We start from the raw sequence: 11,887 nt of genomic DNA, 5'->3' as shown, positions 1-11,887 counted from the left end.
TTGGTGTCGTAGATCACCACCTTGGACTTCGGCTTGTGCCGCTGCAATCCAAGCCGCGCGACAAGGAGTAAACACCCTCCTCGTCAGTGAATTTCCCTGGCTGGGGGGAATGCTCACGGCGGCCGGAGTCAGCGCCCCCGACGGGAACGAACTCTTAGCCCTGCAAACGGGACTCTGGGGGCAATTTTTGCGAGAACTGCAACGCCGTCAACCCGGTGGCCTCGATTGGGGTTGGGTGAGTTTCTTTACCTTTAACCCGGCCATTGGGGCGCAAATTTTTCAAGATTGGGTTGACGCATTGCCTAACTTGCATTGGATTTGTGGACAAACCCCCCAAGCCGTGACCGTCGAGAACGATCGCGTTCGGGCCGTCGCCTTTGACCACTGTGATGTGAGTGCCGAGATTATTCTCGACGGTACAGAACTCGGGGATTTGTTGGCCTTAGCCGAGATTCCCCATCGCTGGGGGTGGGACTGGCGATCGCAGTTCAACGAACCCAGCGCCCCAGAAACCCCCAATCCCAATACAGCCCGCTATCCTGTCCAGGCCATGACCTGGGTGGGTGTCTTGCAAGACTATGGCGAGGGAGCCGTGGCCCCGGAAATTGCCGCCCCTCCCGAGGATTCAGCCTCAGACTTTCTCGGCGCTTGGGAGAATCATGGCTTAGAACGCTTCCTCAACTATGGCCGACTGCCAGGCGATCGCCTCATGCTCAACTGGCCCCACAAGGGCAACGACTATGGCATAAATCTGCAACGACTGATCGAATCCCCCCAAGCCCGGCGCGACTGTTTACAAGAAGCCCAATGGCGGACTCAGAGCTTTGCCCGTTTCCTACAACGGCGACTGGGCCGGCGCTATGGCTTCGCTGAAGGGCTATTTCCCCAGGCTGCCTCAGGTTTCGCCCTTCATCCCTATTTTCGCGAAAGTCGCCGCTTGCTGGGGCTAACAACGGTCTGTGAGCAAGATATTTTGCCCCAGTTAGGGGGACAAGTGGCCCCTTTGCCGATCGCAGAACAGGGGGTTGAGGCGATCGCCATCGGCAATTATGCCAACGACCATCACTATCCCGATTGGTCCTTTCCGGTTAAACCCAAATCCCTACGCTGGGGAGGCCGCTGGACCGGAACTCCCTTTGCCCTTCCCTATCGCTGTCTAATCCCCCAGGCGATGGATGGCCTCTTGGCCTGTGAGAAAAACATCTCCGTCTCCCACATTGCCAATGGCTGTACTCGCTTGCAACCGCTGGTCATGAATATCGGCCAAGCCGCCGGACTCGCAGCCGCCCTCTGTATCCAGCATCGTTGTCAACCGCGAGAGTTACCCGTACGTCTGTTGCAAGAGGCCTTACTGAGCGATAAACAGGCCCCCGCTGCGGTCATTCCCCTATTTGACTCCCTTCCCGATGACCCCGATTGGCGACATTGGCAACGCTATTATCTCAATCAGCCACAGGACTATCCCGCCACAGGATATCATCCCGCTGAACCGGCGGTGATGCGGCGAGATCCTCAGGCCCAGACGATATCAGGGCGAGTTGAGCGACTCGGAGATCAAGACTATCAGATTCAGATCGGCGATCGCTCCTGGACCCTAGTCACCCTGCATCCAACGGTTGAGCGACAGTTACAACGTTACCCTGACCATCATCACCTGTCCGGTTGGGGATATTTCAACCCCTCTGGACACTGGTTACGACTTGAGGGAATTTCCTCCTGATCGCCCTATCGGAAATCTGTAACAGGAACTAAGTACCTGAAACAGCTTCTTCCGATTATGCGTAGTTCTTTGGTTCTGTCCGCTTTGCTTCTGGGCTTAGGGTCTTCCTTCGCCAGCTTCAGCCAGCCCTCAAAATCGACTGAGTTTGATTCTGTCGCCTATCGCGGTTTTCTGTCAGCTCAAACTGAACAAAAAGATGAAGTGCAACCCCATCGCGGCAGTGGCCGTCGGCGCTTCGGGCCTAATGATAATGGATATGAAATGGGAGAATCCTTCACCGGCGTGGAGAGTTAGTTAAGAGTCAGCCGTTGATCCACATCCTGGGGCGATCGCCCACTCCAGCCGCGTGACAATCCGGGCCGATCTGGCGATCGCCGAATCAGCCCGGAGTTTCTAAAAGTTTTCTAAACAATCGAGGACTCCGAGGGGAGACCATTCCATAATCAAATGAAACGGTCTCCTTTACTCGATACCTCGATACTATGACCCCGACCCAATCCTCCGCCTGGCGTAATATTGCCCTTGTTGGCCCCTACCTGAGTGGGAAAACGACTCTCCTCGAAAGTATCCTCTCAGTGACTGGGGCCATTTCCCGTAAAGGAAGCGTTGGCGATGGAACCACAATTGGGGACAATACCCCCGAAGCCCAACAGCGTAACATGAGTGTCGAGGTGTCAAGCGCCTACACTCAGCATGGAGATATTCAATTCACCCTCCTCGATTGTCCGGGTTCGATTGAGTTCAGCCAAGAAACCGCCAACGCCCTAATTGGCGTCGGGGCCGCCGTGATTGTCTGTGAACCCGATGTCAGCCGGGTCTTAACCCTCGCGCCGCTGTTTAAGCTTCTCGATGACTGGCAGATTCCCCATCTCTTGTTTATTAACAAGATGGATCGCCCGAGTTCTAGCTTTAGTGAAATTTTGCAAGCTCTCGGATCGATCTCCTCTCGTCCCCTGATTCCTCATCAATACCCCATTTACAAAGGGGACAACGTGACGGGATTTATTGATTTAGTTAGCGAACAAGCCTTTCAATTCCATCCTGGCGCCCCCTCCGATCCCATTCCCCTCCCCGATGACTTAAAAGCCGAGGAACAGCTCGCCCGTCAAGAGATGTTAGAGGGACTGGCGGATTTTGACGATCGCCTCCTCGAAGAAATCCTAGAAGATATCGACCCCTCCCAGGCCGAGATCATCAAAGACATGAAAATGGAACTGAGCGCCGATCTCATTGTTCCTGTCTTTCTCGGCGTCGCCACAGAAGATTATGGCGTGCGTCATCTTCTCGATGCGTTGGCCAAAGAAACCCCAGACCCCAGTGAAACCGCCAAACGCCGGGGCGTCAAAGCTGGGTCTAATCAGGTCATCGCCCAAGTTCTGAAAACCTATTACAGCGCCCAGGGGGGAAAACAGTCCCTGGTTCGGGTTTGGAATGGAACCTTAAATGAGGGAATGACCCTCAATGGAACCCGCGTCGGGGGCGTGTATCGTCTCATGGGAAGTGAACAGAAGAGCGTGCAAACGGCTCACATTGGTGAAATTGTGGCCCTGGGGCGACTCGATGAGGTGCAAACTGGGGATACCCTCAGCCCCGAGGGAACGGTGGAGTTACCTCGGGCTGAACAACGTCCGGCGGTGTATGGCTTGGCCATTACCCCGGAGAATCGCCAAGATGAGGTGAAAGTCAGTGGGGCGTTAACGAAACTCGTCGAAGAAGATCCCGCCCTCACGTGGGAACAACAACGAGATACCCATGAAATTCTGCTCTGGGGCCAGGGTGAGATTCATCTTCAGGTGGCCCTCGATCGGCTGCGGCGTAAGTATAACTTGCCCATGACGGGACAGCCGCCCAAGATTCAGTACAAAGAAACGGTGCGTCAGGCGGTGGAGTCGGTTCACGGTCGCTATAAACACCAAAGTGGCGGTCATGGCCAGTTCGGCGATGTCTATTTGGATATTGCGCCACTCCCTCGCGGTGAGGGGTTCCGGTTTCGTGAAACCATTGTCGGTGGGGCGGTTCCCCGGCAATATATCCCAGGGGTGGAAACGGGAGTGCGGGAGTATTTGGCCCAGGGACCGTTAGGCTTCCCGGTGGTGGATGTGGCGGTGACGCTGACGAATGGGTCTTATCATAGTGTCGATAGTTCGGAACAGGCCTTTAAACAGGCGGCCCGGGTGGCGATGCAAACGGGCATGGTTCAATGTCAACCGACGCTCCTCGAACCCATTTTGTCGGTGGAGATTTATAGCCCTAGTGAGTCCACTTCTAAGGTGTTACAGGTGATTAGCACCAATCGCGGTCAGATTCTTGGCTATGAGGGCTATGAGGGCTGGCCCGGTTGGGATAAAATCTCGGCTTATTTCCCTCAGGCTCAAATGCAGAATCTGATTGTGGAGTTGCGATCGGCCACGATGGGGGTGGGAACCTATCGTTGGCAGTACGATCGCCTCGAACCGGTCCCTGATAAGTTGGCTAAACGGGTTCTCACTCAGCAGGAGGGCTAGACTCCCCCTCATCCCGACACCCGGTGTCTGCCAAGATACCGAGTGTCTGAATCCCTTGCCCTTCATTCCGATGGGAGTGAGTCTAGAAAACTCAGGGGGCGACTGGGGTTGGCGGCAAACCCAAGAATCCCGCGATCGCGATGCTGATAAATGAGTTCTCCTTGAGGGGTAAAGAGAAAGGTTGCGCCTCGTTGGGTGAGATAGGCGGCGTTGGGAACATAGGTGTTCCAGTTTCCCAAAACTTGCGCCATGTTGCGTAGGCGTAGGGTGGCCAACTCAAAGGGCCGCTGATGCCCTTGTCCGCCAGCCCATTGGAAAAAGGAGCCTTTCAGGGGCGGTAGCGGGGGCGCTTTGATGGTGTCGTCGTCGTCAATGAGTTGGGGGGCGTTGCGATCGCCCCGATAGCCCCGAAACACCTCCGCTAAGGTTCCAGGGCTTTTGATTCCGGCACACATCAACATGAGGTTTAACCATGCTTGCTGGCCGGGTTTCAGTCCGGGAATATCGAGGGTTAGGCCCGGGTAGAGATTGAGTTGGCGGTGGAGTTCGGCGGTTTCATCGACAAACAGGGCCTCGGGGGGAAAGCCGGTATAGTCACAAAACTGTTTTCCTGAGGCGCGATCGCCAATTCCTACGGCCCGAACCGTGATGTTCAACTGCTGCAAGCGATCGCCCTCTCGTTGTAGCCACCAGGCATATTCCAAACTATCAAAGTCCCCCAGTTGGGAGAACAGTAAAACCAAGCGCCGGGCCGTTTGGGGGCAATCATCGAGAAGGCCCACTGTCTGGCCATCACTGACGCGCTGGCGTTGGCTTTGGGCGAAGTCTTGATAGAGTGTCATCAGTCAGGCAATTCTAAGGGAATTTTGCCGAGGGTTCCTTTGCGGAAGTCGTTGAGGAGTTCACAGGCGGCCCGTTCGATATCTCCTTGATGGCGATCGCCCCCTAATTGAGTCAGATAAGACTCCCCCGTTATCGCCTGGGGATCGAGGTGATAGCGATCGCGCAGCAGTTCCGAGGGGGCCTGTTGGCCGGCTAACTCCGGTAACTGAGTCATCAAATCCACCATCATCGCCGCCACTCGCTGATTATCATAGGAGGCTTCGCCGATATCCTCACAAATGGCGAGTTTGACGGCATTCTCCTGATTATCCAAGCGCCAAGGAATAATCCCCGGCGCGTCGAGAATTTCCAGGTTGGCGGATTTACCGGGGCGATCGCTCAAGCGCACCCAGCGCAACTGGCGCGTTACGCCGGCCCGTCTAGCACTTTCGACGATTTTACGGCGCAAGAGGCGGTTAATGAGGGCGGATTTGCCCACATTGGGGAAGCCAATCACCACGGCCCGAATGGGGCGAGGGCGCATTCCCCGTGCGATGCGGCGTTCGTTGACTCCAGAACCGGCCGTTTCTGCGGCCCGGGCCACCTGAGACACGCCTTTTCCCTGGCGGGCATCGGTGAAATAGGGAATCTCGCCGCGATCGCGAAACCACGCCTCCCAAGCCTCCTGAACCGCCGGAGAAATCATATCCATACGATTGAGAACCAAGACACGAGCCTTGTCTTTCAACCAGCCTTCTAACTGAGGATGATGGGTGGCCAGAGGAATGCGGGCATCGCGAACCTCTAACACCACATCGACGCGGTTGAGTTGTTCTTTGAGTTGTCGTTCAGCCCGGGCGATATGGCCCGGGTACCATTGAATTGCTGCCATTAGGGAACCACCAACACGGCGCAGGGAGAGAGGTTAATCGTCAGATTGGTGACGCTTTCGGCGGCCCCTTCATCGGTTAACCCAGTGCCACGACTCCCCATGACGATTAAGTCCATTTCGAGTTCATCGGCGACATCGCAGATGGTGAAGGCGGCTTTCCCTTGTCGTTCGATGGCCTCGGCTTCAATGCCTTGCTGGGCGAACACCTCCTGGGCGCTTTTGAGGAGATTGGCGATCGCTTCAGGGGAGTTACTGGCACTGGGGGGTTGTCCCTCTTCGGGGGGTTCCACCACGGAGAGAATGGTGAGTTTGGCTTGATAGGTTTTGACGATATCGGCGACAACGACGGCCGCCTCACGGGATTCGCGGCTACCATCGACCGGGAATAATACACTCTTAAACATGGTCATCTCTTGTTGTGAACCCGATTGGTCGGGGTGAGTATCCCGAGTTTGGGGATAGGGTCGATCCACCCCTAGGCCCAATTGTCTCAGATTATCCGGCGATCGCTCCCCGGACTTTACAGTTTGCAAGCTATCCCTGGGGCGATCGCCTCCTGAGACGGACAACCCTTTGGTAGAATTGTCTCGGTTCGAAGTCTCAAGGTCAGCCTCGACACCCAACGGCATCGAGGCCTACGGTCATGTCTAGCCGTCGAGAATGAGCCGTTAAGAATTTAGGAGATAATACGTGTCTAAGAAAACTGTCGCCAATTTGTCCTCTGCCGAGTTATCCGGTAAGCGTGTCCTCGTCCGTGCGGATTTCAACGTTCCCCTCGATGATACGGGTAAAATCACCGATGATACCCGGATTCGCGCTGCCCTCCCCACAATTCTCGACTTGACGGGTAAAGGGGCCAAAGTCATCCTCATCAGTCACTTCGGCCGCCCCAAAGGCCAGGTGAATGAGTCGATGCGTCTGACTCCGGTTGGGGTGCGTCTCTCGGACTTGCTGGGGAAAAAGGTCACCAAGTGCGATGATTGCGTCGGCGATGGGGTGAAAGCGGCTGTAGATAGTCTCGCCGATGGGGATGTCTTGCTGTTAGAGAACGCCCGCTTCTATGCTGGGGAAGAAGCCAATGATCCTGAGTTTGCCAAACAACTCGGAGAGTTAGCCGATGTCTATGTCAATGATGCCTTCGGAACCGCCCACCGCGCCCACGCCTCGACGGAAGGGGTGACGAAGTATGTGGAGACCTGTGTGGCGGGTTATCTGATTGAGAAGGAACTGCAATTCCTGCAAAATGCGATTGAGAATCCCCAACGTCCTTTGGCGGCGATCGTGGGTGGCTCGAAAGTCTCCAGTAAAATTGGGGTGATTGATACGCTGTTAGAGAAGGTGGACAAGCTGTTCATCGGCGGCGGTATGATTTTCACCTTCTATAAAGCCCGAGGCTTGAATGTTGGCAAGTCTTTGGTGGAAGAAGACAAACTGGAGTTGGCTAAGTCCCTCGAAGCTAAAGCCAAGGAACGGGGGGTTGAGTTATTGCTACCCACCGATGTGGTTCTGGCGGACAACTTCGCCCCCGATGCCAATGACCAAACGGTTGCCGTTGAGTCGATTCCTGATGGTTGGATGGGGTTAGATATTGGTCCTGATTCCATTAAAACGTTCCAAGCGGCGTTGGAACAGTGCAAATCGGTGATTTGGAATGGTCCGATGGGCGTGTTTGAGTTTGATAAGTTCGCGAAAGGGACTGAGGCGATCGCGCAAACTCTAGCCGGTTTAACGGAGAAAGGAACCATCACGATTATTGGTGGGGGTGACTCGGTGGCCGCAGTTGAGAAAGTGGGTGTGGCTGAGAAAATGAGCCACATTTCCACCGGAGGCGGTGCCAGTTTAGAACTCCTCGAAGGGAAGGTTCTGCCGGGGATTGCTGCCCTCGACGACGCTTAATGTTGTAACCTAAACCCTCCGATTTGAGGTGGATGTCAACTCTGACTATCATCTTCAGGGTTGACATGTTTCCTCAAATCAGTAAAGTAACCATGTTTTCTGAAGGCTTAATAACATAAATTCAGTTGATTCTTTCGTAGGGGCGTACCCTTGTGTTCGCCCTAATACAGAGTAAACTTAACTCAAGCAATCACCCCAATGTTAACTCAGGTCTTTCACATTTTTTTGACATAATAAACTAATGAATACAATCAAGGCATTTCTGCATATTGGAACGCACAAAACTGGAAGTACTGCTATCCAAAATTTTTGTCGAAAAAATATGTAAAGTATTGGTATACAAGGTTTCTTTTGGATTGAAAGTCCGCCGATACGAAGCAAATTAATAGATGATTATGAAAATCGAAATTTCAGTGTTAGATTTTTAGATGAAAATTCTAAAATTTTATTGGAATTAGTATTACGTAAGCACAAAATATTGTTGCTTAGCGACGAAGGATTCAGCAGTCGCCCCGATACTGGATATAAGTACAGTAACTTTTTAGCAAAATCACTAAAGTATTTTCTCAGAGAATTTGATGTTAAAGTTTTGGTCTATCTTCGACGCCAAGATTCTTTTTATGAATCATGGTACACACAGAGAATCCAAGCGGGAACTACTTCTTCTGATTTTCACCAGTTCTGGAGAGACTTTTCTTTCCAAAATATAAACTACTTAAAAGTTATTAATGCCTACGCGGACGCTTTCGGAGAATCCAACTTAATTGTAAGACCCTATATGAAGGATAAGTTAAAAGATGGAAATGTTATTCATGATTTTCTTTCAATTGTAGGATTGAATGATATTCATTCACTTGATTTTAATGTTCCTTTTGCCAACAATAGTATCAGCGGTTCTGCCTTGAAAATCATGAACTCTGTCAACAAAGCCAGGGATGAAGGGCGAATCAGTGAGTCGGAGCGATCTAGAGTTCGCAGTTTACTTCAATCCACCAATTCCAAACGCGAATGGGAACATCACCGTTATCTAAAGCCATCTCAAAGACGTGAAATTTTAGAATACTTTGAAGAGCAAAATCATGAAATTTGCACAAAATGGTTTGGTTTTGACGATAATATTTGGCGATTTTCCAATTCATCTCAACAAACCCCGAATCCAGATAATGATCGAGATAAATTAACTATAGAAGATTTAGCTGAAGTCAATATGCGTATTCTAGAAAGTGTCAATAAGCGTGTCTTGGAAAAAGTAAATCCTCAACACAAAAAACACCTTAGTGAATTTACATCTCCCGACACCCTGGAGGTCAACACCTTGGCTGAACTTCAGATGAAATTATTGCAATATTTTTTATAATGTTTGAGGATTTTTATGAACGGTTTTCTACTGTTGCACACTTGTCACATCAAGATAAGTTACACCTGATTTATTTTTCCTAAAATTGAGATAGCCTAGAACCAAGTTATCATGAGGCTGAACGATGACTGCAAAACTTGAAGCTGCGATCGCCGCCATCGGGGAACTCTCATCCGCAGAGCGCCAGCAACTACTGCAAATCCTGATCCAAGACGATTTCGCTGAAAACTCCCCAACCCAACTGGAACTCCTCAATGTACAGTTTTGGCAAGGCATCTCCCTCGGGCAGTTACGCACCACCCAAACCCCAAGCACTGTTGATAATCTTAAGGATCTGGCTGCTGACTTTTGGCCGGAAGAAGACTCGATTGAGGAGTTCCTGAACTTCCTGCAACAGCAGCGACAAGACGTAACTTAGCCCAGAATCTATGAGTCTTATCCTGCTCGATACAGATGTCGCCTCCTTTATCTTAAAAGGCAGTGACTATGCCGCCCCCTACCAGCCGATTTTAAGTGGTCAAGAATTAGCATTATCATTTATGAGTGTTGCTGAGATGTTTCAATGGGCACTCTTACGTCAGTGGGGCGATCGCCGTTTTGCACAGTTAGAACACTATTTGTCGAATTACCTTGTAATTCCGGTCGATCAACCACTTTGCAAAACATGGGCGCAGGTTCGCGCTGCCCGCCAAAGCGTAGGACGAGCCATTTCACCCCAAGATGCTTGGATTGCAGCAACGGCTCTACGCCACGACCTACCGCTAGTCACTCACAACAGCAAGGATTTTCTAGACATTCCCAATTTGCGGCTCATCTAACTTAATCTTGGAGATTCAGGTGGACTTTACCCGCCTGAACTCCAAAGGGAGGGCGCTGAGATCCACATTGTGCCTGGAAGCGCCAAAAGTCCCCAAATCGGCTTTGAGACCTGGCAGTTGCCCTCTGATACATACTTAGTCATTCAAGGGTTTCAGGGCGGCTTCATTGACAGATAGGGTAAGATTGGCTGGTCTGATAAACTGATGCTGCCAGACTATCGCAGGCAGCTTACGGCAATGAGTAAGAAAGTCAGCATAACCTTAGACGACGAAGTTCTAGATTTTGTGGATCGACTCGCAAGAAATCGCAGTCGTTTTATCAATGATATTCTTTTGCAAGAGAAGGAAAGAACTTTTATGAAAGAGCTAGAAGCTGCTTATATAGATCAGGCGAATGATCCAGAGTTCCAAGAAGAAGTTTCCGTCTGGGACATTACCGTGGACGATGGTCTAAAAGGGTCTTCTGGATATAGAGTTTAATTTGTTGCATGGTCTACAAAATTGTAGAGCCGAAAAATCCCCTCCTGGGAGGGGCAGGGGTGGGTTCCCCTACGGCAACGGATGTAATCTGCCATAAATTTTTATTATCACCTTCAACCCAGAAGAACCGTCTAAAATGCATCATTTTCTTGTTGTCAACGATATCATAAACTAAAGCTTTTTATTGACGTCAACATTATGGACTACCAAAACATCATTACAATTGAGCCTGGAAAACGCAGTGGCAAGCCATGCATTAGAGGAATGCGAATTACCGTCTATGATATTTTAGAATATCTAGTAGGTGAAATGACTGAAGCAGAAATTTTAGAAGATTTCTCAGAACTTACCTCAGAAGATATTAAAGCCTGTCTTAGTTTTGCAGCTGACCGTGAAAAAAAATGGGTCTTCTGGGTTTAGGGTGATAAGGAGAATTTATGGCAGATTACATCCGTTGTTGTAGGGGCATAACCCACCCCTACCCCTCCCAGGAGGGGAAATTTTTCGCCCCTACAATTTTGTATCAAATGCAACAAATTACACCGTATATCCTGAAGACCCAAAAAAATTATTCGTGGTAACGCTGTGAAACTCTTATTGGATGAGAACCTTTCTGACCGAATTATTTCGAAAATAATCGACTTGTATCCTAATTCCGATCATGTCAAAACTTTAGTGCTAGTGAAACCATGTTCGATAATAGACATTAGAAAAAGCTCCCCTGAATAAACTCAGAGTTGTTGTTAGTTTTTTTAGGTTTAGGCTGATAATTTTTAGCAGGCGGGGATAGTATTTTCCCCTTATACTCACTCCAGCCAAAAACTCGTCTCAACCCAATATCAACATAGGTATCTTGTGACTCGATACTAATCGAGAGTCTTCCTAATTGCTTCGCCACCGCACCACAAGTAAATGTCCCTGCAAATGGATCTAAAATTAGACTTCCCTCATGACTACTTGCCAAAATCATACGATTTAGTAATGATTCAGGTTTTTGTGAGGGATGGTTTTCATATTCTGCCATTCGATAGCGAACACGAGGAAAATACCAGACATTTCCCGGAACTTTTGTTGAGCTATACTGAGTCGGAACAGCTTTCCTATAATCAATCAGCTTGCGTTTTGCTCCTGTTTTCGCCTCCACTTTTATAGAGTCAGAGTTAAAAACATAATTTTTGGGGTCTTTGACACAATGTAAAATTGGCTCGTATAGAGACCCAAAATATTTTTTGGCTTGTAATCCAGAACTGTCATAATGCCAGATAATTCGACTCAGGATTGCCATTTTTTCGGGTCTTCAGGATATACGGTGTGATTTGTTGCATTTGATACAAAATTGTAGGGGCGAAAAATTTCCCCTCCTGGGAGGGGTAGGGGTGGGTTATGCCCCTACAGCAA

Annotated in this window: 13 protein-coding genes; 9 read left to right on the top strand and 4 right to left on the bottom strand. The window is 50.3% G+C overall.

The window, feature by feature from the left end; all coding sequences use genetic code 11:
- The 3 genes from R6U67_RS13370 to R6U67_RS13360 form a co-directional block, all read left to right on the top strand.
- Positions 1–1,720, top strand: a 1,720-nt coding sequence (locus R6U67_RS13370) for an FAD-dependent oxidoreductase (RefSeq protein WP_410253009.1), incomplete at its 5' end; no start/stop codon positions are given.
- Between the two features lie 57 nt (positions 1,721–1,777).
- Positions 1,778–2,014 carry a hypothetical protein gene (locus R6U67_RS13365; protein ID WP_410253008.1) on the top strand — a complete coding sequence of 79 codons (237 nt, stop codon included), beginning with the start codon at positions 1,778–1,780 and terminating at the stop codon, positions 2,012–2,014.
- 188 nt (positions 2,015–2,202) lie between these two features.
- On the top strand, positions 2,203–4,224 hold the full coding sequence (locus R6U67_RS13360) for an elongation factor G (RefSeq protein WP_410253007.1): 2,022 nt from the start codon (positions 2,203–2,205) through the stop codon (positions 4,222–4,224).
- Positions 4,225–4,286: 62 nt separating this feature from the next.
- Here the strand turns inward: R6U67_RS13360 and R6U67_RS13355 are convergent, their stop codons facing one another.
- From R6U67_RS13355 to R6U67_RS13345, 3 genes are read right to left on the bottom strand one after another with little or no spacing between them, the layout of a single operon-like run.
- A complete protein-coding gene (locus R6U67_RS13355; protein WP_410253006.1) occupies positions 4,287–5,066 on the bottom strand; it encodes a peroxiredoxin-like family protein in 780 nt (259 codons plus the stop codon).
- Positions 5,066–5,938 (bottom strand): ribosome biogenesis GTPase YlqF, encoded by an 873-nt coding sequence (gene ylqF / locus R6U67_RS13350; protein ID WP_410253005.1) that lies wholly within the window; start codon positions 5,936–5,938, stop codon positions 5,066–5,068. Before ylqF ends, R6U67_RS13355 begins: the two co-directional genes overlap by 1 nt.
- Positions 5,938–6,342 carry a universal stress protein gene (locus tag R6U67_RS13345; protein ID WP_087711674.1) on the bottom strand — a complete coding sequence of 135 codons (405 nt, stop codon included), beginning with the start codon at positions 6,340–6,342 and terminating at the stop codon, positions 5,938–5,940. The genes ylqF and R6U67_RS13345 overlap by 1 nt, the downstream gene beginning before the upstream one ends.
- Before the next feature lie 286 nt (positions 6,343–6,628).
- Between R6U67_RS13345 and R6U67_RS13340 the strand changes: the two genes are divergently transcribed.
- The 6 genes from R6U67_RS13340 (at position 6,629) to R6U67_RS13315 (ending at position 10,909) form a co-directional block, all read left to right on the top strand.
- Positions 6,629–7,834 carry a phosphoglycerate kinase gene (locus tag R6U67_RS13340; RefSeq protein WP_410253004.1) on the top strand — a complete coding sequence of 402 codons (1,206 nt, stop codon included), beginning with the start codon at positions 6,629–6,631 and terminating at the stop codon, positions 7,832–7,834.
- A gap of 448 nt (positions 7,835–8,282) precedes the next feature.
- On the top strand, positions 8,283–9,191 hold the full coding sequence (locus R6U67_RS13335) for a hypothetical protein (RefSeq protein WP_410253003.1): 909 nt from the start codon (positions 8,283–8,285) through the stop codon (positions 9,189–9,191).
- A 124-nt stretch (positions 9,192–9,315) separates the two neighbouring features.
- The gene (locus R6U67_RS13330) at positions 9,316–9,609 is read left to right on the top strand and encodes a hypothetical protein (protein ID WP_410253002.1); all 294 of its coding nucleotides are present in this window, start codon (positions 9,316–9,318) and stop codon (positions 9,607–9,609) included.
- A 10-nt stretch (positions 9,610–9,619) separates the two neighbouring features.
- A complete protein-coding gene (locus R6U67_RS13325) occupies positions 9,620–10,009 on the top strand; it encodes a type II toxin-antitoxin system VapC family toxin (RefSeq protein ID WP_410253001.1) in 390 nt (129 codons plus the stop codon).
- Positions 10,010–10,213: 204 nt separating this feature from the next.
- Entirely contained in the window at positions 10,214–10,489 is a 276-nt protein-coding gene (locus R6U67_RS13320; protein WP_410253000.1) for a hypothetical protein, read from the top strand.
- Between the two features lie 198 nt (positions 10,490–10,687).
- Positions 10,688–10,909, top strand: a complete 222-nt coding sequence (locus R6U67_RS13315; protein ID WP_410252999.1) for a DUF433 domain-containing protein — start codon at positions 10,688–10,690, stop codon at positions 10,907–10,909.
- A gap of 286 nt (positions 10,910–11,195) precedes the next feature.
- On the opposite strand, the gene yhdJ is transcribed toward R6U67_RS13315, so the two are convergent.
- Positions 11,196–11,774: an adenine-specific DNA-methyltransferase gene (gene yhdJ, locus R6U67_RS13310; protein ID WP_410252998.1), complete on the bottom strand. Its 579-nt coding sequence runs from the start codon at positions 11,772–11,774 to the stop codon at positions 11,196–11,198.
- Positions 11,775–11,887: the final 113 nt, after the last annotated feature.

It is taken from the genome of Sodalinema sp., assembly GCF_046483825.1.
In the GTDB taxonomy this organism is placed as follows: domain Bacteria; phylum Cyanobacteriota; class Cyanobacteriia; order Cyanobacteriales; family Geitlerinemataceae; genus Sodalinema.
This window is presented reverse-complemented; position numbering and strand designations above follow the sequence as displayed.